The 22,273-nt window shown below is 45.4% G+C and carries 22 protein-coding genes; 5 read left to right on the top strand and 17 right to left on the bottom strand.

Annotated elements, in window-relative coordinates:
* Nucleotides 1-3: 3 nt before the first annotated feature.
* Nucleotides 4-381, bottom strand: a complete 378-nt coding sequence (locus tag WC496_00630; protein ID MFA5291517.1) for a hypothetical protein — start codon at nucleotides 379-381, stop codon at nucleotides 4-6.
* The gene (locus tag WC496_00625; GenBank protein ID MFA5291516.1) at nucleotides 356-571 is read right to left on the bottom strand and encodes a hypothetical protein; all 216 of its coding nucleotides are present in this window, start codon (nucleotides 569-571) and stop codon (nucleotides 356-358) included. The genes WC496_00630 and WC496_00625 overlap by 26 nt, the downstream gene beginning before the upstream one ends.
* 468 nt (nucleotides 572-1,039) lie before the next feature.
* Between WC496_00625 and WC496_00620 the strand changes: the two genes are divergently transcribed.
* Genes WC496_00620 through WC496_00610 form a run of 3 tightly spaced genes read left to right on the top strand, consistent with a single transcriptional unit; the run spans nucleotide 1,040 to nucleotide 3,400 of the window.
* A complete protein-coding gene (locus WC496_00620) occupies nucleotides 1,040-1,264 on the top strand; it encodes a NifU family protein (protein MFA5291515.1) in 225 nt (74 codons plus the stop codon).
* Nucleotides 1,265-1,279: 15 nt separating this feature from the next.
* Nucleotides 1,280-2,038 carry a glycosyltransferase family 2 protein gene (locus WC496_00615; GenBank protein MFA5291514.1) on the top strand — a complete coding sequence of 253 codons (759 nt, stop codon included), beginning with the start codon at nucleotides 1,280-1,282 and terminating at the stop codon, nucleotides 2,036-2,038.
* 39 nt (nucleotides 2,039-2,077) lie between these two features.
* A complete protein-coding gene (locus WC496_00610; protein MFA5291513.1) occupies nucleotides 2,078-3,400 on the top strand; it encodes a hypothetical protein in 1,323 nt (440 codons plus the stop codon).
* A gap of 48 nt (nucleotides 3,401-3,448) precedes the next feature.
* On the opposite strand, the gene WC496_00605 is transcribed toward WC496_00610, so the two are convergent.
* Genes WC496_00605 through uvrA form a run of 3 tightly spaced genes read right to left on the bottom strand, consistent with a single transcriptional unit; the run spans nucleotide 3,449 to nucleotide 9,125 of the window.
* On the bottom strand, nucleotides 3,449-5,248 hold the full coding sequence (locus WC496_00605; protein ID MFA5291512.1) for a hypothetical protein: 1,800 nt from the start codon (nucleotides 5,246-5,248) through the stop codon (nucleotides 3,449-3,451).
* The gene (gene mtnA, locus WC496_00600) at nucleotides 5,206-6,270 is read right to left on the bottom strand and encodes an S-methyl-5-thioribose-1-phosphate isomerase (GenBank protein MFA5291511.1); all 1,065 of its coding nucleotides are present in this window, start codon (nucleotides 6,268-6,270) and stop codon (nucleotides 5,206-5,208) included. Before mtnA ends, WC496_00605 begins: the two co-directional genes overlap by 43 nt.
* A complete protein-coding gene (gene uvrA / locus WC496_00595; GenBank protein ID MFA5291510.1) occupies nucleotides 6,270-9,125 on the bottom strand; it encodes an excinuclease ABC subunit UvrA in 2,856 nt (951 codons plus the stop codon). Before uvrA ends, mtnA begins: the two co-directional genes overlap by 1 nt.
* Nucleotides 9,126-9,247: 122 nt before the next feature.
* Here uvrA and nfi point away from each other — a divergent pair, with 122 nt between their 5' ends.
* Nucleotides 9,248-9,922 (top strand): deoxyribonuclease V, encoded by a 675-nt coding sequence (gene nfi / locus WC496_00590; GenBank protein ID MFA5291509.1) that lies wholly within the window; start codon nucleotides 9,248-9,250, stop codon nucleotides 9,920-9,922.
* 146 nt (nucleotides 9,923-10,068) lie between these two features.
* Nucleotides 10,069-11,106, top strand: coding sequence for a uroporphyrinogen decarboxylase family protein (locus WC496_00585; protein ID MFA5291508.1), 1,038 nt, complete (start codon nucleotides 10,069-10,071; stop codon nucleotides 11,104-11,106).
* A gap of 5 nt (nucleotides 11,107-11,111) precedes the next feature.
* Here WC496_00585 and WC496_00580 read toward each other — a convergent pair whose 3' ends face one another.
* From WC496_00580 to pth, 12 genes are read right to left on the bottom strand one after another with little or no spacing between them, the layout of a single operon-like run.
* Nucleotides 11,112-12,116, bottom strand: a complete 1,005-nt coding sequence (locus tag WC496_00580) for a Gfo/Idh/MocA family oxidoreductase (protein MFA5291507.1) — start codon at nucleotides 12,114-12,116, stop codon at nucleotides 11,112-11,114.
* Nucleotides 12,117-12,122: 6 nt separating this feature from the next.
* Nucleotides 12,123-12,938, bottom strand: coding sequence for an acyl-ACP--UDP-N-acetylglucosamine O-acyltransferase (lpxA, locus tag WC496_00575; GenBank protein MFA5291506.1), 816 nt, complete (start codon nucleotides 12,936-12,938; stop codon nucleotides 12,123-12,125).
* A 25-nt stretch (nucleotides 12,939-12,963) separates the two neighbouring features.
* A complete protein-coding gene (lpxC, locus tag WC496_00570) occupies nucleotides 12,964-14,274 on the bottom strand; it encodes a UDP-3-O-acyl-N-acetylglucosamine deacetylase (GenBank protein MFA5291505.1) in 1,311 nt (436 codons plus the stop codon).
* Nucleotides 14,249-15,295, bottom strand: coding sequence for a UDP-3-O-(3-hydroxymyristoyl)glucosamine N-acyltransferase (gene lpxD / locus WC496_00565; protein MFA5291504.1), 1,047 nt, complete (start codon nucleotides 15,293-15,295; stop codon nucleotides 14,249-14,251). The genes lpxC and lpxD overlap by 26 nt, the downstream gene beginning before the upstream one ends.
* 36 nt (nucleotides 15,296-15,331) lie before the next feature.
* Nucleotides 15,332-15,952 carry an OmpH family outer membrane protein gene (locus WC496_00560; protein ID MFA5291503.1) on the bottom strand — a complete coding sequence of 207 codons (621 nt, stop codon included), beginning with the start codon at nucleotides 15,950-15,952 and terminating at the stop codon, nucleotides 15,332-15,334.
* 41 nt (nucleotides 15,953-15,993) lie between these two features.
* On the bottom strand, nucleotides 15,994-18,411 hold the full coding sequence (locus WC496_00555) for a BamA/TamA family outer membrane protein (GenBank protein MFA5291502.1): 2,418 nt from the start codon (nucleotides 18,409-18,411) through the stop codon (nucleotides 15,994-15,996).
* Nucleotides 18,412-18,458: 47 nt separating this feature from the next.
* Entirely contained in the window at nucleotides 18,459-19,871 is a 1,413-nt protein-coding gene (gene dnaB, locus WC496_00550) for a replicative DNA helicase (protein MFA5291501.1), read from the bottom strand.
* Nucleotides 19,840-20,334 (bottom strand): 50S ribosomal protein L9, encoded by a 495-nt coding sequence (gene rplI, locus WC496_00545; GenBank protein ID MFA5291500.1) that lies wholly within the window; start codon nucleotides 20,332-20,334, stop codon nucleotides 19,840-19,842. The genes dnaB and rplI overlap by 32 nt, the downstream gene beginning before the upstream one ends.
* A gap of 57 nt (nucleotides 20,335-20,391) precedes the next feature.
* Nucleotides 20,392-20,664, bottom strand: a complete 273-nt coding sequence (rpsR, locus tag WC496_00540; GenBank protein MFA5291499.1) for a 30S ribosomal protein S18 — start codon at nucleotides 20,662-20,664, stop codon at nucleotides 20,392-20,394.
* A gap of 44 nt (nucleotides 20,665-20,708) precedes the next feature.
* The gene (ssb, locus tag WC496_00535) at nucleotides 20,709-21,140 is read right to left on the bottom strand and encodes a single-stranded DNA-binding protein (protein ID MFA5291498.1); all 432 of its coding nucleotides are present in this window, start codon (nucleotides 21,138-21,140) and stop codon (nucleotides 20,709-20,711) included.
* Between the two features lie 29 nt (nucleotides 21,141-21,169).
* On the bottom strand, nucleotides 21,170-21,625 hold the full coding sequence (rpsF, locus tag WC496_00530) for a 30S ribosomal protein S6 (GenBank protein MFA5291497.1): 456 nt from the start codon (nucleotides 21,623-21,625) through the stop codon (nucleotides 21,170-21,172).
* 59 nt (nucleotides 21,626-21,684) lie between these two features.
* Nucleotides 21,685-22,272 (bottom strand): aminoacyl-tRNA hydrolase, encoded by a 588-nt coding sequence (gene pth, locus WC496_00525; GenBank protein ID MFA5291496.1) that lies wholly within the window; start codon nucleotides 22,270-22,272, stop codon nucleotides 21,685-21,687.
* Between the last annotated feature and the right edge of the window lies 1 nt (nucleotide 22,273).

Genomic DNA, 22,273 nt, shown 5'->3' with positions numbered 1-22,273 from the left:
CCTTTAATGTACAATTTGTGCTCCCGGCCATTTATTGCTATTCTTCCAAACCTCGTATTTAGCTAACCATTTAGCAGCACGCTGAAGCACAAATGAAAGATTATGAATTCCCGGATTCCACATAGTCGGATGTAAATAACAAATATTTCCTTCCATATAACGATGAGGCGAAGAATTTATCACTGGTTTTTCAATATAAACACTTGGCATCGAATATGGGTAACTATCCGGAAAAACAATTTTTAAAATATAATAATTAGTAAAAGAAGATTGAATTGCGCTTTTTACATAAAGCTTTCCATCAGATGTTGGATGCAACTCAATATATGAGAAATATTCCTGAGCTTCTTTGAACTCATTTTGAATACGTATAATGTCCATATCTAAACCTATTAAAAGAATATTCGCCGCCAAGATTTTCACGCATTGTTAGTGGTTTTTTTCCGGCCAATTCACTTGAATTTGTCTGGCCTTTTGCACGGATTTCGCCATTCGGAAGTATTTCGATTGGCGTTTCTTCTTCCTTATCTAAAATAGCTTCCAATTCTTCAATTGTCGGTTTTTTGGCCATATCTTGCTCCTTAAGTTAAATATGTACAATTAATACGATTGTGCAGTTTATCGTGTTTTTTTATTTAGTCAAACAAAATTTTTAAATATTTTTTTCGTCTTAGTGGCTTAGTGGCTAAAAAAAATGTTCCAAAAACCCCAAAAACTGCCCAAAACCTGTAAAAACTCCTCACTTTTTTGACTTTTTCATATAAAATCTGTACAAAATCAGTGAAATCTGTGGCCCTTTTTTAGTCAACTTGCGCGAAAATAAAAAAAACTTGCGCGTTTTTGACGAACTTTTTTTCATAACTCCTTTATTTGTTTTTGAAAAATAAGGACTTACGATTGTTTTTTGCCCCATTGTTTTCGTATTAACGTAAAATAAGTGGAGAAATTTTAAGATGTTGATATAATTTCCGCTCTAAATTTATTATTTATCAGGAGTTGTAAAATGTGTGAAAATTGCGGTTGCCATGGCGATAAGTCCATAAATGACAAGGTGATAGAAGTAATTGACGGCATTAGGCCGATGTTGCAGAATGACGGCGGCGATATAGAATTTGTGGAACTTACCTCTGACAATACGGTTAAGGTTCGGCTTCAGGGTGCCTGCAAGGGTTGTCCTGGCGCGGCCATGACGTTGAAGATGGGGGTTGAGCGGCTTTTGAAGCAGCGTGTTCCGGAGGTTAAGGAAGTTGTCGCGGTAAAATGAGGAGTCGGCTTTTCATTGGATACAAACGCTAACAATCCGCCCAAAACTATAATAGTTATGCCTGCGTATAACGCGGGCTCTACGGTGGAGAATACTGTCAACGATATTCCGGAACAATTCCGCAAAGATATTATTCTGGTGGACGACTGCAGCAAGGACAATACGGTTGAGATTGCAGAGAGGCTTGGGCTGACGGTAATTCGACGAGAAAAAAACGGGGGCTACGGCGCAAATCAAAAAACCTGCTATGACGCGGCACTGAAAAAAGGAGCCGATATTGTCGTGATGCTTCATCCCGATTACCAATACGATGGCAGGTTGATTCCGTATTTCATCGGCTTTTTGCAGACCGGCGTTTGCGATTTTATGCTCGGCAGCAGAATCCGCACAAGAGCTGAAACGATAAGTTCAGGTATGCCGGTATATAAATATTTAGCGAACAGAATGCTGACTATTACCGAAAACTTTATACTGGGCCAGAACCTGGGCGACTTCCACAGCGGATTCAGAGTTTATAAACGAGCGGTACTGGAAAAAATACCATATCATAAAAATTCGGACGATTTTGTGTTCGATTCGCAAATGCTGGCGCAGGCGGCGTATTTCGGATTTAAAATCGCCGATGCCCCCGTGCCGTGCAGATATTTCAAAGAGGCGTCGAGCATTAATTTTTCACGTAGTACAAGATACGGTCTGCTGACGCTTTTCACAATGCTGCAGTTTGTTCTTCAAAAACTCCAACTGGCCAAATTCAATATCTTCAAGACCGTATAAAATAAGTACTTATAGCCATCGGTCTCAGAGGGAGTGAAAATGAAAAATAAGCATTCAGAACTTTCGGCGATTTTTATTTTAATAATTCTGACTTCCGCTTTCGTCTTTGCAAAAGATATTCCCACTGACAGCAATATTCCCGCGCCGCCGGAGGCGGTGAACGCTTATCTGCCGAAAAATAAACCCATACCATTTGACCTGGCGCCTAAAGACGGACAAGCCGATATAGAGTTTCTGGTATATGTCGCGGATATGCAGGAGTACGCAACTGCCACAGAGGGCGACTGGGAGAAATCCTGGTATCTTATAAAATGCGGAATCATAAAAAATACCGTTGGCCGGTGGAACAATAAAGAACTTAACTTTATTTGTTACGATACTTATCCTGCCCCCGAATCCAAAATTATGCTTAAGAAGACGCCGTTTCCTTATCTTAAAGGAAGAGTATTTAATTTTCAACTGGAGGATTCGAACAACCTGCCTGTTATCATCGGCCAGGAACAGAGAAGCCCGGTAAGCCCTTATGAAAAATTAAACCGATTACACCCTGATTCCAAAGACCCTAATCAGAATGAAAGGTACGACAAAATAATCAAAGCTGCATCGGAGATTATCAAAGGGGGTATGAGTATTATTTATGAAGGAGAAAAATATTATATCGTAGAAAATACAACGTGGCGAAATTACCTCGGCAAAGTGTCGTATGTGATGGTTGACAAAACTACCTTTAAAGCTGCAATAGTGCCTTCTTTTGATTCTGCCGGGCAGAATAAAGAAGAAAAGACAAAGGCAAGAAATTGTCCGTATCCTAATCCAACTGAACCGCCGACAGATACGCGTTTTGCTGATTTAGCGCCAGAGCAGTTAATACCTCACGTCCTTGACAGAAGTACTCCGGATGGGCCTGATGGTTGTCGTCTTGCGTGTGCGTGGTTTATATGGAAAACAATGGATTTGCCTGACAAACAAAAACTCCGTAATGAATTGGCGGACAGACTTGTTGAAGAAATCAGAAAAATTAAAAAAGACCCAATGAAAATGGTGCATGATGTATATTTCTGGGCAGAAATGTTGGGGCCGCTTGGCGCAAGAGAACAAACGATAACCCTGCTGAAGGAACTAAAATATGCAGACTGCGGCTATGGCCCCAATTTGGCCTATTCGCTGGCAGTATGCGGTAATTTACAAGATGTGCCTGTTCTTATAGATGTTATAGATAAAGAATCAGAGGGCGGAGCCGGTGCTATAAATAAGGCTCTTGAAAAACTTACAGGTGTGAAGATGCCATTAACGCGAACTTATCGCACTGATAAAGCGGCATGGCAGAATTGGTGGAATAATTATAAAAATAAGAAATTATAAAATTTAAATAGATTTCTCCGCTGCGCTTCACTCCGGTCGAAATGACATTTATTTTTGCATCACTTCAGACAGAGGTCTTAGACGGTAGAGATTAATATATCTCCGCTGATTGACTCTTAATTGCGTGATGAACTGATAAGGGCCGATATCACGGCCGACGGCAAGAGGTGCGATGTTTGACATTTTCCAGTATTTGTAATAATGGTCGGTGGGGTTAAGGCCTTCTCTCGAATCCCAGGCGACATAAGTAATATTTCTTTTGTAGCATTCCATTACGAAATCATTGGGATTATTGGCATCAAACGTATTGGTATGAATAAAATCGTCTTTGTACTGCGGGGCAAGAATCTCAAGAATAACCGGAACGGTAGTAACGAGCTTTTCGCCGGGCTTTGCGTTCTGGCGGTACCATTCGGCAAGATATTTAAATTCCAAATCTCTTTCGCCGTTGCCGACAACCTGCGCCACGACAAACTGGTTGGAAACAATCATAAGAATCATTAATATCAGAACGACCAAATTAGTAATCAGCTTTGTTTTGTAAGCGAAACTTTCGACGGCAAAAACCATAAAGGCCGCCAGTATCGCGATGTACGGGAGAGAAACGCTTACCTTGCTCATCGGCGCTATTCGCGGCAGATAACCCCATAAAATCATAATCCAGATAATCGCTATTACCGAAACGAGAAGCTGCGACGCGATTACGGCCGGTTTCGGCAGTTTGTCTTTTACCAGTTTCCAGAAACTGATAATACCGTAAATACATATAAGCATAACCATCGCGAAAATAGTCGCGTGATACCTGTGAATCGGATAAGGGTATTTGGAATGAATCCAGAAATACGGCAGAAGGAAGATAAGCAGTACGAGTATGTTCCACTGTTTTTTATAAAGACCGTAAACAGTACCGAACAGGAAAGTGATAACCGTAATAACCTGGTTGGCAATTAAAAGCCCTTTAGCAAGAGTTCCGCCTGCCGCAGGAGAAGGCTGAAAGAGCGGGAGGAAACCGACCTGCCATAGAATGTTGGCATGCATTAAAAAGCCTGTTCTGTTCTGGACGCCCTCGACAAACTGCGAGGTATAATCCTTTTTAAATATATTAAGATAGTGAGTGGCGCCGAGATTGCTGCTAAGAAAAGTTCCGAGCATCCAAACAGCAAGCGGTATCGAAGCGGCGGCGGCATAACCAAAAGCCATCAGCCGCTCTTTTTTATTTTTACCTTCAATCATTTCCAAAACAAACATGCCCGCTATGAGTGCGGCACATTCATAACGCACCATTGTCGCAAGCGAGGCGAAAAGATAGGTCCATTTCGACCTGATAAAAATTAAATAAAGCGTAATCCAGATAAAAAACAGCATCGGAGTTTCGGCGATGGCTTCGGTCAATAACTGCAGGCCGAACGGATTAATAATGGCGATAACCGCAAACCAGACGGCGTTTCGGCCGATGACTCTTTTCGCCGCCAGCCACAAAAAGATAACGGTTAAAATATGAGAAATTGAATTCAAAAGCCAGCCGCCGGTAAAGTCCGGACATTGTCCGCCGGATATTTTTCCAAGCCATATCTGCAATATCCCGACAAGAGGCGTTCTTTTGAAATCTTCAGGAAGCTCAAAGCTCAGTATTTTATGACCTACAAAAGGAAAACAATATGAATCGAAATGCGGCACAGCCTGATGTCCCCAATACAGAATGGCCTGATAAAGACCGAAACAGAGCAGCAGCAGGAACAAAAAAATATCGACGCGTTTTTCCCTTGCCGCTGTCTGCAATAGAAGCTGGGGAGAAAGAGGTTGCTTTAAAGGCTTAGCATTTTTCGGATTTTTTCTTCTGTCGGCCACTGGACAACACCTTTTTCAGTAATTATCGCCGTGATATTTTCCGCGGGCGTTACGTCAAAAGCAGGATTATACACATTTACGCCCGCAGGTGCAATCTGAACATCCATAAACTTAAGCACTTCGTCAGGCTCTCTCTGCTCAATCGGGATTTGACTGCCGTTTTTCGATTTTAAATCGAAGGTGCTTGACGGCGCAGCGACATAAAACGGTATATTGTGCGTTTTGGCGAGAACACTTAAAGAATAAGTTCCGATTTTATTTGCGGTATCGCCATTGGCCGTTATCCGGTCTGCGCCGACAATTACGGCATTTATTTTTCCATCCTTCATTAACGTCCCCGCCATATTGTCGCAGATAAGTGTAACATCGATGCCGGCCTGTTTAAGTTCCCATGCCGTTAGTCTTGCGCCCTGCAGAAGCGGTCTTGTCTCATCGGCATAGACTTTAAATTTTTTTCCTTTTCTCTGCGCCTCAAATATCGGCGCAATTGCCGTACCATCGCCTGCCGTGGCAAGAGCGCCGGCGTTACAATGCGTCAGAATCGCTCCGCCGGCAGGTATAAATTTTTCGCCATTGAGACCTATCCTGCGGCACATTTCTACATCTTCATCGTAAATCTTCTGCGCCTGGCTCAATAAGCATTTTCTCATATCATCAATTTCAGCGTTTGGATTTTTTTCGGCGAAATCACAGACTGTTTTTTTCATTCTTTCAAGGGCCCAAAATAGATTTACCGCGGTCGGTCTCGATTTCGAAAGAAAATCAGCCTGCTCTTCAATATATTTTACCGCGTCTGAAAGTTTTAAATTTTCTGTCTGCTGTGCCGCAAGGCAAATACCAAAACCGGCGGCAACTCCGATTGCAGGGGCTCCCCTGACGGCAAGGGTTTTTATCGCGTTAAATAATTGTTCCGTGGTTTTGCATTGTATCGTGATAAATTCTGCGGGAAGTTTTCGCTGGTCCGTCAGTTCGAGACAGCCATTGATATCGCCGGTCCATTGAAGCGTCGTAAATGTTTTCACTATTGGTCCTTTTTCTGCCGGTTATTGAGATATTGTCTGAGATATTCGGCAGTATGGCTCATTTTGAATTTCAGAATTTCCTCTGGCGAGCCGGTGGCGATAACATTTCCGCCGGCCTGGCCGCCTTCGGGGCCAAGGTCAATAATATAATCAGCCAGTTTTATAACATCGAGATTGTGCTCAATTACAATTACGGTATTGCCGAGGTCGCATAATCTCTGCAGCACGTTCAGCAAATTATGAATATCGGCAAAGTGCAGACCGGTTGTCGGCTCATCGAGAAGATATAACGTATGACCTGTCGAAGTTTTGCCGAGCTCGGCGGCAAGTTTGACTCGCTGCGCTTCGCCGCCGGAAAGAGTCGTCGAGGATTGACCAAGCTGCATATAACCGAGGCCGACGTCGCTTAAGGTTTTGAGCAGCCGAACAACCTTCGGGAAATTCGCGAAAAACTTCAGCGACTCCTCAATCCGCATATCGAGAACATCGGCAATCGATTTGCCTTTATATGTAATCTGAAGCGTTTCAGGATTGTATTTACTGCCCTTACACTGCTGACAGATAACATAAACGTCCGGCAAAAAGTGCATCTCTATTTTTTTGGTGCCCTGGCCCTGGCAGTGTTCGCATCTGCCGCCTTTGATATTAAAACTGAACCTGCCGGCGCTATAGCCTCTGATTCGAGCTTCACGGGTCTTGGCAAATAACTGCCTTATAAGGTCGAATACGCCAGTGTAGGTAACGGGATTGCTTCGAGGGGTTTTGCCAATCGGCGACTGGTCGATTTCTATAACCTTGTCAATCTGACTTGTGCCAAGGATGTTTTTGTGTTTGCCGGGTTTGGCGCCGGAGTAATATAATTTTCTCCAAAGTCCTTTCAGGAGAATTTCAGTAACGAGCGTACTTTTGCCCGAGCCTGAAACGCCTGTAACACAGGTAAAAACGCCGAGGGGAAATTTAACGTCGATATTTTTCAGATTATTTTCGCAGGCACCTTTGATTTCAATGCAGTGATTCATCCTGACTTTTCGTCTTCTTGCGGGCAGTTCGATTTTTTTTCTGCCGGAAAGATAATCGCCTGTCATGGAACGCGGAGCCGCACATATATCCTTTACAGACCCCTGCGCGATAAGTTCTCCGCCGTGGTCGCCGGCAGCCGGACCGATATCAATTACATAATCGGCGCTTTTGATAACATCTTCATCGTGTTCGACAACAAGAACTGTATTTCCTATGTCAGTCAGTTTTCTTAATATGCCGAGCAGCCTGTCGTTATCGCGTCTGTGCAGGCCGATGGTCGGTTCGTCGAGGACATAACAGCAGCCGACAAGTCCGCTGCCGACCTGCGTGGCAAGTCTTATACGCTGGGCCTCTCCGCCGCTTAATGTTCCGCTTCTGCGGTCAAGAGTAATATAACCCAGGCCAACGTCGACAAGAAATTTCAATCTTGCTTTTATTTCCTTTAGCGGCTGGACGGCGATAAGGGCTTTTTCGCCTTCGTATTTAAGCTCGCTAAAAAATTTCTGCGATTCTTCAACGCTCATCCGGGCAATTTCGTTTATGTTTTTATCGCCTATGGTGACAGCGACGGCCTCTTTGCGGAGTCTTGCGCCGTTGCAGGTTCTGCACGGCTGCTCGGAAAGATAGCTGTGGAGCCGGGCCTTGACATACTCGCTGGAAGTATTTTTCCATCTCTTGTCAAGATTCGGCATAACTCCTTCAAAATATGTCCCGAATTTTTTTTCGTCTTCTTCCGTAGTACCGTGCATAAGAATTTTTTTTATGTCAGTAGGTATCTTTAAAAAAGGCGTCTGTTTGCTTATTTCGAAATCTCTGCAGAATTTCATTATCAATCTGCTGTAGAAAATATTCATTCTCTTGCCGCCCTTGCGCCAGGCGTCGATTGCCCCGTTTTCAAGGGAAAGATTTCTGTCCGGCACAATCAGGTCTTCGTCAAATTCGAGTATCGTTCCAAGGCCATCGCAGCTTCCGCAGGCGCCGTAAGGACTGTTAAAACTGAAAAGTCTCGGCGAAAGTTCCTCGAGAGATGCTTCAGGATGCTCGTTGCAGGCGAATTTTTCGCTGAATACAAGGTCGCGCCACCCTCCGGAGCCCCCGTTTTGTTTGCCGTCGCTGGGCTCCTGAACCATTACAAATATCAGGCCTTCGCCAATCTTCAGCGCAGCTTCAACAGAATCCGCAAGACGAATTCGTACCGTATCTTTTATAATAAGCCTGTCGATAACAGCGGCAATATCGTGCTTTTTGTTTTTGTCCAGCCTTGGAACACTCTTTACGTCGTAAATAATTCCGTCAACGCGGACACGCACGAAACCTTCGCTTTGAATCCCTATGAAGATTTCCTTGTGCTCGCCTTTCTGGCCGCGGATAAGCGGAGCGCAAATCTGCACCTTAGTTTCCTGCGGCAGCGACATTATGCTGTCAACAATTTGCGTCGAATGCTGGCTGGCGATTTCTTTTCCGCAAATCCAGCAGTGCGGCGTGCCTGCCCTTGCGAAGAGAACCCTGCAGTAATCGTAAATCTCGGTTGTCGTGGCAACGGTCGAACGGGGATTGCTGGCGGCGCTTCTCTGCTCAATCGCGATTGTCGGGGGGAGACCTTCGATGTACTCAACATCAGGTTTTTGCATCTGTTCGAGAAACTGACGGGCGTAGGCGCTTAAAGACTCGACATATTTTCGCTGACCTTCGGCGTATATCGTATCGAACGCAAGCGAACTTTTTCCGGAGCCGCTGATGCCGGTAATAACGACAAATTTATCGCGAGGAACCTCGACACTTATATTCTTAAGATTGTGCTGGCAAGCCCCGACAACTTTTATAGATTTCTGCATTATTTTCCCTTTTGCTTACTGTTGGTATCCGCCTTGAGAAAAAAGGCAATAAACCAATTTGGCTATTGTACCAAAACCATTCAATAAGTAAAATACATTTATCCGGGCGAAACCATAAACTAATGAAGATAAAGAACTTACACAATTGGGACATAAGCGTCAAAAAGGCGATTGAGCTTCAAAAAAGCCTTGCCGGGCAAATCGTCCCATGCAAATTCAACAAAAAAATAAAAACCATCGCCGGCGTAGATTGCGGTTTTACAAAAGATAAAAAAAATATCGCCGCCTGCATAATTGTTTTATCGGCCGGAACTTTCGAGATTATCGAAGCGGCATACTCGATACTGCCGGTAACATTTCCATATATTCCCGGGCTGTTATCGTTTCGCGAAGCGCCGGTTTGTCTTGCGGCGGCTGAAAAACTTAAAATCGTTCCGGACTGCATAATCGTTGACGGTCAGGGAATAGCTCATCCGCGAAGATTAGGGCTTGCGAGCCATCTGGGCCTCTTTCTCGACATTCCGACAATAGGCTGCGCAAAAAGCAGACTAATCGGCGAGTTTGAAAATCCCGCCGAGGCAAAAGGTTCGACAAGTCCTCTCAAAGATAAAAATGAAATCATCGGCTCGGTCGTCAGAACCCGCAATAATGTAAAACCGGTTTTCGTTTCCGTGGGTTTCAAATGCAGACTCGAAGATGCTGTAAGAATTGTGCTTGATTGCTGCGGGAAGTATCGTTTGCCTGAGCCGAGCAGGGTCGCACATCAAACCGTAACAAGGCTGAAAATACGCTTTTAAACTCGTTTATTCGTTAAAAAAAGGCGAAAACAGCAGGATAGTACAAAAAATCAAACCGATAGATTGAGCTATCCGATTCCGTATTTCATATAATTAAGACATAACGTAAAGCATTTCTAAACGGATTTTACCTAAGGAATTAGAATATGATAAGTTCGCTTATAAAAAGAAAAACTCTCGCTGCGATTGCCGCTGAAGCTTATACAGAGAAAAAAAGACTTGCCGCGCCGCTGGTCGGTTTTCCGGGCTGCGACCTTTTGAATATGTCGATTAAAGTCGCCCAGCAAAATTACGGTATGCATTACAACTGCATCGAGGCATTGGTCAGCCAGCTAAAACCGGATGCGGCCTTTATGATGATGGACCTTTCTGTCGAGGCGAACGCGCTCGGGCTGCCTGTACGTTTCCCGACTCACGAATCGAGCACAGTCGAACATCATCCGATTAACAATGTTGACGACCTCGATTATTTACGGCGGATAAATATTCTGCACGATGCGAGAATTCAGTCGTATATAAAAACCATCGAAATGATGAAGCTCGGTCTGCCTGATAATGTTCTTGTCGGCGCTTATGTTATTGGTCCGGTTACGCTGGCCGGTTTGCTCGAGGGCGCTCAGCAGGTCGCGATGGATTCGATACTCGATCCTGAAAAACTCGATGAACTATGCAAATTCAGCACATCGATAATTATCGAATACGCGCGTTCCCTTGTAAACGCAGGGGCGGATATGATATGCATTCTTGAACCGACGGGAGTAATTTTGGGGCCGCAGCAATTCGAGCGATTCAGCGGTCAATATGTAAATCACATCCTGCAAATCTATAGATACGCCGGCGTAGATACGATTTATCATATATGCGGCAATACAATGCACCTGATAGACGGGATGGTAAAAAGCGGCGTTGGGGCATTGAGTGTAGATTCCCCGGAGACAGGAGTTAACATTGTAAAAATGCTTGAAAAAGTACCTCAAAAAGTTGTGGTAATTGGAAATGTCAATCCGACAAAAATAATGAAAGACGGCTCGCCGGAACTGGTCGCCGAGACAACAAAAGATTTATTGGAAAAAACAGCGAAATATCCCAATTTTATTTTGAGTACAGGCTGCGATTTGCCGCCGGGAACGCCGTTGAAAAATATGCAGGTATTTATGGAAACAGCGAGGAATTTCAAACTATAAAATTATCAGTCCCATTTGTGCTCTTTGACGGATTTTAGAATTGCCTCGGCACATTTGAGGGCGGCCAAGCCTTCTTCAGCGGTTACTTCGGGACGATTGTTTTTATCGGCAACGGCATTTAAAAACGATTCCTGCTCGAGACGAAGCGGCTCCTTATCATCTATACTGAGATTTTCTATATGCAGCAGGTCGGGCCAGTTTACGCCTGTGAAATCGAAATTGCCGAGAGCCTGTTTTTCCTTGACCCATTTTACAGCGTCAACGTTCGGGTCCGTTTTAATCACGATGCCTTCTTTTTTGAAAAAATCGAGACTTAAATACGCCTGCCTGCTGAAGACACGAATTTTTCTTACGGTTTTCAGTGCCAATCTCGACGCGGTAACGTTGGCGACACAGCCGTTTTCGAAAAATATCCTCGAGTTGCAAATATCCTCTGCATCTCCAATCACATTTACGCCGAAGGCATCGACTTTTTTTACGGGGCTTTGGGCAAGGGCGAGAATTATATCGATATCGTGAATCATCACATCGAGAACAACGCCGATATCCGTCGAGCGGAAAGAATACGGGCTGATTCTTGTCGCTTCGATAAACTTCGGCTCGATTTTCAGCCTTTTCATCGCCTGCACGACCGGATTACATCTTTCCGAATGGCCTACAGCGACGACAGTATCGTATTCTTTAGAAAGTGAAACGATTTTTTCGCCCTGCTCTGCGCTTGCGGCAAGAGGTTTTTCGATGAGTACCGGTATATGATTGCTTATGAAAAGTTCGGCCAGAGCAAGATGGCTCTGGGTCGGAGCGGAAATTGTTACAGCATCGACTTTGCCGATGATTTCTTTGGGGTCGGTAAAAAATTCGCATTTAAATTCTTTGGCCAGTTTCCTTGCCTTGTCCTGCTGAACATCGACTATCGCGACAAGACTGCTTTGCGGCAGTTTACTGAGAACCTTGGCGTGAATTTGCCCCATTTTGCCTGCGCCGACTACGGCTGTTCTGATTTTGTCCATCTGAAGCTAATGTCCTTTTCTTCTAAGCGACTCAAGGTGTCTGCAGAAACGGTGCTCATTGCTTCTCAGGATAGAATCGACCATTGCCTGCACATTTTCATCGAGGCCGCCTTTTGCGGCAAGAGTTTTGACGTTTTCAAGGAGCGGCGTTTTGCTTTTATACAAAAACTTAAAGGCATCTAAAATCGCTCTTTTCTGCTCTTCGTTGAGGCCTGCTCGGATCATTCCTCTTTCGTTTACCAATCTGACTTCCGGCGGGTAATGGCCGCTTACGGTAATAAAAGGAGGAACATCGTGATTGAGTCCGGACAGCGCCGTCGCATAAGCCCATTTGCCTACTGTTACGAACTGATGAATTTGAACTGTGCCGCTGAGCCAGACGCCGTTTTCGATTTTGCAGTGTCCGCTTATCTGTGTATTATTGCTGAGGACGGTATTGTTTTCGACTATGCAGTCGTGGCCGATGTGTACTCCGACCATAAACATATTATTATTCCCGACTTTTGTAGCGGCATCCATGAAGATGCTCGGGTGTATCGTAACATATTCACGGATCAGATTTTCATCGCCGATTTCAAGAGCGCCAAAAGGAGTATCGGGAGTGGCGCCGAGCATTTGCGGATTCCTTCCGATTACACTGCCTGCGTAAAATATATTTTTCTTACCGACTTTTACATTCTTGCCCATTACTACATTGGCGTCAAAAATGCAGCCGTCGCCTATTTGCGCTCCGGAATCGATAAAACAATTCGGCCCAACCACAACATCTTTGCCGAGCTGAGCACTTGGTTCAATTACCGCTGTTGGATGTATTTTAGTCATTTCGTTGTTTTCCTGAAAAAAATTATTATACAGTCTCGTCATCTACGAGCATAAACTTTATCTCGGCTTCGGCAGCCTTTACGTCTCCGACCATAGCAAGACATTTGCATACGGCGGTTTTGCTGCGGGTTCTTACCGCTTCGGAAATAAGAATCAACTGGTCGCCCGGCACAACAGGCTTTCGCAGCTTGACATTATCCATACCGAGCAAAAGCGCGAGTTTTCCGGTATGTTCGAGCTTCTGTGCGAAAAGCAGACCAGAGACCTGCGCAAGCGCTTCGAGAATAAGAACGCCGGGCATTATCGGCGTGCCGGGGAAATGCCCCTGGAAAAATAATTCATTATAAGTTACGTTTTTGACGCCCTTAATAAGCCTGTCGCCGTCAATTTCTATAATCTTGTCCACGAGCAGAAACGGGTAACGGTGCGGCAGAATTTTTTGTATCCTGCGAATATCAAGCAGCGCATCGGTTCCGGCTTTTGTTATCCTGTCCTGATGTTCCGCTATTTGGAGCAGTTTGGCCGCGAGCTTCTGATTAAGGCTGTGGCCGCTTTTATAAGCTACGATTCTTCCGCATACATGTCTTCCCGTAAGAGCGATATCGCCAATCAAATCGACAATCTTGTGCCTGACACACTCATCGGGGAAACGAAAACTGTTTTTAATCGGGCCGTCTGAATTTATAACAAGAATTTCCCGCGGACTTAAGTGGGTACCAATGCCGTGAGACTGAAATTGTTTCGCCTCGGCTTCGAGTAAAAACGTCCTCGCAGGCGCCAGGTTCGTCTCGAAATATTCAGTCGTCAGCGTACAGCTAAGCATTTGCCGGCCTATGCCTGTATGTTTCGTATAATCCAAATCATAAGTAATCTGCAATTCATCGGCAGAGGCGGGAAGTGCATAAATAGAAGCGTCGCCATCGGAGAGAGTAATCGGCTCGGTAATCACAAGCTCTTTTCGCGGTTTTGATTGTTCAACAAAACCGCACTTCTTCAGGGTTTTAAAGTATTCGCCGGGGCCGCCGTCAAAGCCCGGCAATTCAGGCCCTTCAACTTCAATTATAATATTGTTAATCTCAAGAGCGTTTATGGCGGCCATGCAGTGCTCTATGGTCTCGATGCTCGCATCTCCTTTTTTTATCGCCGTTCTTCTGCTGCGTTCACCGATATTTTTTACATTAGCTTCTATCCGCACAGGTTCAGGCGTATCTTTCCTGATAAAAACAATGCCGGTATCGACATCAGCGGAGCGGAAAAGCACCCTGACTTCCTGGCCGCCAAACATTCCTTTACCGGAAAGCCTGGCCTGATCAGCTATTGTTTTTTGCGGCTTCAAGTTCTTCTACCTTCTTTATCAACTGTTTCAATTGTTTGCTCATTTCAGGCAGTTTATGCTTCAGAAGCACCTGTCTAAAAAAATCTTTGACATCTATGGCCGGCGAACCGACAACTTTTTCATTCGAGCCAATATTAGTCATTACACCTGCCTGTGCGCCTATCTGGGCCCTGTCGCCAATTGTCATATGGTCTCTTATGCCTGCCTGCCCCGCGACGACAACGCCGTTGCCGAGTTTGGTACTGCCGGAAATGCCTGCCTGCGAAACAATCAGACAGCACTTGCCGATTATTACATTATGAGCAATCTGAACAAGGTTATCTATTTTAGTTCCCGCTCCGATTATAGTGTTGCCGAATTTCGCTCTGTCAATACAGCCATTTGCGCCGATTTCCACGCAGTCTTCAATCAAAACAGACCCCGTATGCGGAATCAGCCTGTGCTGACCGTCGATAAAATAATAGCCGAATCCGGTTGCGCCGATTGCGGCATTGGCGCCGATGATACAGTTGTTTCCGATAACGCACTTGTAATACACAACCACATTATCTTCAAGCCTGCAATCCTTGCCGATGACCGAACCTTCGCCTATTTTGCAGCCTGCGCCGATAACAGTTCTTTCCCCGATTTTGGCGCCTGTTCTGATATAAGCAAGAGCGCCAATCGAGGCAGTGGCATCTACTATCGCTCCCGCTTCAACTACAGCGGTTTTGTGTATTCCCGCCGCCGGTTTCGTAAGAGTCGGCATAAACTGTTCAAGCGCCTCTATCAGGGCACGCTCTACATTGTCCACAACAAGCAGCGGAATCGGCGAATCAGTTTTTTTGTTTACAATCACAGCGGCGGCTTTGCAGAGCGATATGGTTTCCAAAAGTTTTTCATCTGCGGCAAAGGTAATACTGTCCGGCCCGGCAGCGTCAAAAGGTAGTACCCCGACAACATTTGCCTGTCCAGAACCGATAAGCTCTGCCCCGATAACGGCAGCAATCTCGCTTACAGTAATTTTTTTTAATTCCGTCATCTTCTTTAATTGCACCGATAAAAGGTAAAATACTAATTACTTACTGCTGCCGCTGTTCATAGCGATAAGCACTTCAGCGGTAATATCAAGGTCTTTATTGAAATAAAGCAGTTTATGCGTTCTTGTAGTCAGAATAAGGTCTGTCGGATTCTGCGCAGGAGGCGAAGTCTCCGGCTGATTAAGATAATTATCGTCCCTGTTCAAAATTATATCGTAGCCTTTTTCCTTGGCGACCTTTGCGATAACGTCAAGGATTTTCCGATAAATATCCTCTTTGCTGCGCATTTCCTTTAAGGTAAATTCCTGCTGATAAAATTCTTTCCCGGCGTCAAGCTGCGACTGTTTCATCATCAGGCCCTTAAGCAAATCCATATATTCCTGACTGCCCTCTTTGAATTTGCCCAGGGCGGTCTTATCATTATCTATATCCTGCTCAAGCTTCTTGATTTCGGCAAATCGCTTGTCACCTTCGGCAGCAAGAGTTTTTTCGGTCTCGGTTTTCATCGCGCAGTTATCGAAGATTTCTCTTATGCTCACAATGCCGATTTTTGCCGGTGCTGTCGTTTTATCCTTTGCCGCATCGGAACATTCAAGGCAAAGAATAAGCAATCCAAAACCTGCCAGTATAGCTCCAACTACAAGATTTTTTTTATTCATAACAATCCTTTCTTAAGTTATATCCATAAAAAAATATCAGATTAAAATAACGTTCCCACAGAGAAACTAAACATTTGAGTATCATCATCTTCGCTTTTTATGAACGGAGTCGCAAGTTCGAATCTCATCGGCACAGGACCGAACCACTGCGGCAGCAGAATCTGAATGCCTATACCGGCAGCAACTCTTATTCCGCCCGTATCAACCATACCTGTATCGACAAAGAAAAGAGCAGACAGCGCCTCGGTCGTCAGCGGTACTGTAACTTCGCCGCTGGCCGTTGCTATCCACCTGCTGCCTACAGGGTCTTTATCCGCGCCAGAACGCGGACTTATCCCGCGATATTCGAAACCTCTTACGCTGCCGCTGCCGCCGGCATAAAATTTTTCAAACAGCGGGGCATCGCCAACAATCGTCGCAGCGTAAAACTTTGTCTCGAGGACGGTTTTTCGTCTGGCAAGGTCCTCACGCAGCGTTTTGTACCAGCGATATGTTCCGTCAAGAATTCCGAATGTATGGTCTCCGCCGACCTGTTCGTAACTTAATTCATAATTCCTTCCGGTTGTCGGATTGAATTGGCTGTCAGTGCTGTTTCTTCCAAAGCCAATCCTTATGCCGGCAAGAAAGTTATCACCCTTTACATCCCTTACCTCTTTTGGAGCATCGCCATCAATGTCTTCTATACCCACATTCTCCAGCCGGAACGCAAGAGTTCTGTACCAGCCTTTTTTCATTCGCCTCGTAAAGCCCAGATAGCCTTTTTGCCTCATCTCGTTATAGCTTTCTCTTCCTCTTTCCCAGTTCGAACCTGCAACAGTCATTGATATCGGCTTATCTTTCAGATACGGCTCTGTAAAACTGATTGAATATCGGCTCACTTCAGTACCCGGCTCAGCCGCTATTCTTAACCGCTGACCTGCGCCCTTAAAGGCGTTTTCAGAAAAGAACTTTCGCCAGTTTTTAGGCCATTTTTTTACATCGAAGTTCCTCTGTTCATAAACCATCTGTCCAATCAGGCCGTCCGTACTGCTGATGCCTGCACCGAAAAGTATCGAACCGGTCTTGCCCTCGGTAATTCTGACTTCAGCGTCTTTCTGACCCGGTTTTTCTCCGACCGGCGTAATAGTGGCAGTTTCGGTATAGACCCCGGCTTTGATATCCTTTTCGAGCTGGCCTTCGCCTGTACCCTGAGCGATATGAGCATTATACCACTCGCCCGGCTTGAAATCATCTTCGTCAAGGACACGCCTGATTACCTTGTCCTGCACAGTTTTGTTGCCGGAAATATTTATCTGGCCTATGCGGAATCTTTCGCCTTCTTTTACGTCAAATTTTGCTATTATTTTGTTGTCTGCGGTAAACTGTCTGCCCGATTGCACCTGAACATCTATAAATCCCTGCTCACGATATAACCTGAGAATTTCGTCTCTGTCGAGGTCAGACTTTTCATTGCTGTAAAATTTTCCTTCTTTCAGCCGGAAGTTACCTGCCAGATTAGCGTCGCTCAAAAATTTATTGCCGGTAAATTCTATTTTGGCAACGTCATACTGCCTGCCCTCATCAATGGCATAAACAATATCGACGCCTTTTTTGTCTTTGCGGAAATCTGTTCTGGCGGTTACTTTCGTATCGAGGTAACCTCTTTTGTCGTAAGCCTGCTGCAATTTTATCAGGTCGTCATCGACAACATCCTGCTTGAAGTAGTTCTGGATGAAGCCAAGCTGTCTCGGCTTGCTTCGGATTGCCTTTAGAAGTTCTTTCTTTTTCATCGAGGCGTTTCCCTCGAATTTCACTTTCTTAATTTTAACTTTTGTGCCCTGTTCGATTATATAATTTAGTCTGCCCTGCTCTATGCCGGAATCGTCAAAATCAACTTTGACAAACGGATAGCCCGTTTTTTTGTAATATTCGGTAAGTTTTTCAGCCCCGGCTTTCGCTGTAAGATTATCAATATAATCTCCCCTCGAGAATCCGAGTTTTTCGATGAGTTTATCGCTGCCGATTTTCCTGTCTCCACTGAAGGTTATCTGGCGAATAACTCTTTTCTCTTTTACAACAAAGATTATTTTTACATTCTGACCGACGGGTTCAAGACTGTAATAGGCAAATTCGACGCCATTGATAGCGGCGATTCTTTTTATATCTTCCTGAGCCTCGGCAGCGGTAAACTGCTGACCCTGCCTGCTTCTTATCGCCGATAATATTTTTTCGCTGCCGATGTATATATTGCCCTGTATCAGGACACTGTCTATAACCTTATTTTCGAGCGCCGCGGCATCGCCGGGCTCTGCCGGCTCAACATTGCTCGGCTCTGTCTGCGCAAGATTGCTATCGCCGGCCTGAGCGATATTGTTTGATTCTGCCTGTACGGCATTATTAAGAACAAATAATAGAATAAATATAAAAAAGAACGACCCAGTCCGCCTGTAAGTCCTGCCAGGGCATTTGGAATTCAACATAAAATCCCTTTCCTATAAAAATCCATCACGTTAACCGAGCGTCGCCATTAAAAAGGTTCTTTGATTCTGGTCTTATTGGCGAAGCGAGTATACATACCGTTAAAGCTCAACTCTATCGTATCCGTCGGACCATTACGCTGTTTTGCGACGATTACTTCCGCGCTGTTAGTATCTTCATAGTCCGTTTCGCCTCTATGATAATAATCTTCCCGGTGGAGCAGCATAACGACGTCAGCGTCCTGTTCGATACTGCCGCTTTCACGCAGGTCGCTCATTCTCGGCCTGTGTCCTTCTCTTCCTTCCGGCGAACGGTTAAGCTGACTTAAAACAATGACAGGTACTTCGAGCTCTCTTGCGAGAGCTTTCAAATATCTGCTTATCTCGCTTACTTCCTGCTGCCTGGACTCTACTCTGCCGCCCATACTCATAAGCTGCAGGTAATCGATGAAAACACATTTGATTCCAAACCGGCTGCGAAGTCTTCTGGCCTTGCCTCTTAATTCCAGAGGCGTTATGCCGGGCGTATCATCAACATAAATAGGTTTTTCGCTTAGCTCGCTTGCTGCGTGCACAAGCTCCTGATACTGACTGTCGCTAATCATACCCTTTCGGACAATCTGGGAATCCATCATCGCCCTGCCGCAAAGCATACGCTCCGCGAGCTGCTGACGGCTCATTTCAAGAGAGAAAAACGCGACAGGTATATTGTTATCTGCGCCGATATGTTCGGCGATGTTCATAGCGAAACTTGTTTTGCCCATACTCGGCCTGCCCGCAATCACAATCATTTCGCCGTTCTGAAGTCCGCATGTCAGGTCGTCCATCTCGGCAAATCCTGTCGGAAGGCCGGTTACATGATGTCCTTCCCGTCTGTCGATAGCCTCGAAGGCCTCGGTCAAAAGGTCCTTGATTGATGCCGCAGAGCCGCTTATTTTTTTCTGTGTAACGTTGAATATCTTCTGTTCGGCCCTGTCGAGCTTTTCCGCCGCCTCGCCCATATCCTCGAAAGCCTCGGACAATACCTCCCCTGCCGCGGAAATAAGCTCGCGCATCATCTGCTTGTCTTTGACTATCTTGAGGTACTGTTCGACATTGGCGCTGGACGGCACCGCCTCGGCTACTTTGACAAGATATTCCGCCCCGCCGATTTCCTCGAGCTGTTTGCGGTTTTTCAGTTCGTCCCGCAGCAGCAAAAGGTCGAACTTGTCATTTTTCTTTTCCCACAACGAGACTATCGCCTCGAAAATCATCTGATGTTCGATACGATAAAACGAGTTGGCCGTAACCTGCTGAACAACCTGGCCTATACATTCAGGGTCGAGTATCATCGAGCCGAGCACCGCGGCTTCTGCTTCGAGCGATTCCGGCATAGTCCTGCCGGTAAGCTGCAAAGCTGACGAATCCGTTTGTGCAGCAGTTTGAGCCTTTTTATTCTGGTTTTGTCTGAGTCTCTGAACCATCGGTCGTTTCTGAATTCTCGTTTTCCGGAACTACAACAACCTTTACCGTAGCGGTAATATCCGCTGCAAATTTCAGTCTAATGGTATGCTGGCCGACCTCTTTTATGTGTTCGTCAATCCGAACATATTTTTCAGCCACTTCGAAACCCTGCTGACGAAGATTATCGGCAATTTCCTTTGCCGTAACCGAACCGAACAAATGGCCCTGCTCGTTTGCCTTTGCGGCGATAACGGCTTCGGCTCCATTGACGGCTTCGGCGGCCTTCTTCAGATTTTCAATGACAACTTTTCTCTTCTCGGCTCTTTTGGCTTTCTCATCGGCCATAGCCTTTATTTTTGCTTCTGTCGGAATTGTCGCCAATCTCTGAGGCAAAAGATAATTTCTTGCATATCCCTGGCGGACATTCACTACATCGCCATACCAGCCGAGGGTTTCAACATCTTCACATAGTAAAACCTTCATACTAACGTCTCCAATAACCAATCTGTCTGGGTTTATTTTCTGTTTAAAAACCGCCGATTAACTTGTAAACGGAAGCAATCCTATAAAACGGGCGCGTTTTATCGCCAGCTTGACCTTCCGCTGACAACTCGCACAGTTTCCGCTGCGCTTACGAGAGAAAATCTTACCCCGATGAGTAAGCAGCTTGCCTAAAATCTCCGTATCCTTGTAATCAACGTATTTCGTCTTCGACCTGCAGAACCTGCATTGATTCTGTTCCCTGACATTGTCCCTGCGTTTCTTCTTCCTGTTCGTCTTATCAGGTTTTTTCTTAAAGTTTTGACCTCTCACTTAAATTACTCCTAAAAATAAAATCTAAAATTTCAAATCTCAAATTAAAACGGTATATCGTCACCGCCCGCTTGAGGCTCATTTTGTGAAGCGTCAGATGCCGGGGCATGGGATTCATCTGTATCGCCGCCGCTCTGCCTTGGGCCGCCTATCGGCATAAACTGGAAAGTCTCCACTGTAACCCTAAGCTTGCTTTTTTTGACGCCGTCCTGTCCGGTCCAGCTGTCAAATGTCAGTCTGCCTTCGACCAGCAGAGGTTTGCCCTTTTTACAATACTTATTTATTGTTTCCGCCGGCTTGCCGAACGCCCTGCAGTCCACAAAGCATGTTTCGTCACGCTGCTGACCGTCCTGGCCGGTCCAGCGGCGATTGACCGCAAGTCCGAAATCCACAACGGCAGTCTGACTGGGCAGATAAGACAGTTGCGGGTCCCGCGTCAAATTACCCAGCAGAATAACCTTATTGAAATTCGCCATAACAACTTCCTTTCGCAAAAAGCTCTTGCCTAATCCAGCTTTGCGTCAATATCCGGTATTTCATCATCGTCTTCTTCTTCAGCAATCACTTCCTTGGCAATCGCTTTTTCGACAGGAGCGCTGACAACTTGTCCTTTTTCCGCAAGCATTGCGGGAGTATCCTTTGCTATATCTTCCGGCGTTACATGGTCGCCGCGGAGAATAAGCACACGCATAATTCTTTCGGAAAGCTGCGAGTCCCGTTCAATTGCGGTCAACTTTACGCATGGAGCATTAAAGTAGACAAGAATATAAGTGCCTCTCTTTTTGCCCTTAATCTCGTATGCGAGCGGCCGTTCATCCCACTTCCGCATACTGACTATCTCCGCCTCGTTGCGGTCAAGTATCTTTTTTACATGGTCATTTATGCCCTGCCAATCGGCAGCAGCCTCACCGGAATCTACGAGAAACAACGCCTCGTACAATCTCTTGGTTACGGTTTCCAAATTAACACTCCTTAAACAATTCTTTTAATCACAATACTGTATTTCAGGTTTAGAACCTTTTATTTATCTTTTACTGCGTTCTTTTTATTAAATTTTGTCATCGCCGCGTCAACGCCGTTGCTGACCCAGAAGACCGTCGCTTCTGCCGCCTGTATGACGGCCTGATTCAGAAGCTCTCTTTCCGCCTGACCCGGTCTGGAAAGAACATAATCCCTTCCCTGCATTTGGCCTTTGTCGCCGATGCCGACTCTTAGCCGGCTGAAATTTTCGGTACCTATTTTCTCGACGATATCGGCAAGCCCGTTATGTCCGCCTGCCGAACCGGACGCTCTTATTCTTATCAGACCCGGTTCGAGAGCGAGGTCATCGGTTATTACAAATATCTGCTGCGGTTCTAATTTATAAAAACCGGCAACCGTCGCAATAACCTGCCCGCTGTTATTCATATATTTCAGCGGCTTCAGCAATATTAACTTTTTGTCTTCAAGAACCGTCTGGCCGAAGGCTGCACCAAACTTTCCTTTTTGCAGTTCGATGCCGAATTTCTCAGCCAGTTTTTCTATAACTTCGAACCCGATATTATGACGGGTTCCTTCATATTCCTTGTCAGGGTTGCCAAGACCGGCTATTAACTTAATCTCGTCCATT

The sequence above is a fragment of the Phycisphaerae bacterium genome (assembly GCA_041652575.1).
Taxonomy (GTDB): Bacteria; Planctomycetota; Phycisphaerae; order Sedimentisphaerales; family UBA12454; genus UBA12454.
This window is presented reverse-complemented; position numbering and strand designations above follow the sequence as displayed.

Coding starts and splice junctions, on each gene's coding strand:
- WC496_00630 (MFA5291517.1), bottom strand. CDS start 381: ATGGACATTATACGTATTCAAAATGAGTTCAAAGAAGCTCAGGAATAT.
- WC496_00625 (MFA5291516.1), bottom strand. CDS start 571: ATGGCCAAAAAACCGACAATTGAAGAATTGGAAGCTATTTTAGATAAG.
- WC496_00610 (MFA5291513.1), top strand. CDS start 2,078: ATGAAAAATAAGCATTCAGAACTTTCGGCGATTTTTATTTTAATAATT.
- uvrA (MFA5291510.1), bottom strand. CDS start 9,125: ATGCAGAAATCTATAAAAGTTGTCGGGGCTTGCCAGCACAATCTTAAG.
- nfi (MFA5291509.1), top strand. CDS start 9,248: ATGAAGATAAAGAACTTACACAATTGGGACATAAGCGTCAAAAAGGCG.
- WC496_00585 (MFA5291508.1), top strand. CDS start 10,069: ATGATAAGTTCGCTTATAAAAAGAAAAACTCTCGCTGCGATTGCCGCT.
- WC496_00580 (MFA5291507.1), bottom strand. CDS start 12,116: ATGGACAAAATCAGAACAGCCGTAGTCGGCGCAGGCAAAATGGGGCAA.
- lpxA (MFA5291506.1), bottom strand. CDS start 12,938: ATGACTAAAATACATCCAACAGCGGTAATTGAACCAAGTGCTCAGCTC.
- lpxD (MFA5291504.1), bottom strand. CDS start 15,295: ATGACGGAATTAAAAAAAATTACTGTAAGCGAGATTGCTGCCGTTATC.
- WC496_00560 (MFA5291503.1), bottom strand. CDS start 15,952: ATGAATAAAAAAAATCTTGTAGTTGGAGCTATACTGGCAGGTTTTGGA.
- WC496_00555 (MFA5291502.1), bottom strand. CDS start 18,411: ATGTTGAATTCCAAATGCCCTGGCAGGACTTACAGGCGGACTGGGTCG.
- dnaB (MFA5291501.1), bottom strand. CDS start 19,871: ATGGTTCAGAGACTCAGACAAAACCAGAATAAAAAGGCTCAAACTGCT.
- rplI (MFA5291500.1), bottom strand. CDS start 20,334: ATGAAGGTTTTACTATGTGAAGATGTTGAAACCCTCGGCTGGTATGGC.
- ssb (MFA5291498.1), bottom strand. CDS start 21,140: ATGGCGAATTTCAATAAGGTTATTCTGCTGGGTAATTTGACGCGGGAC.
- pth (MFA5291496.1), bottom strand. CDS start 22,272: ATGGACGAGATTAAGTTAATAGCCGGTCTTGGCAACCCTGACAAGGAA.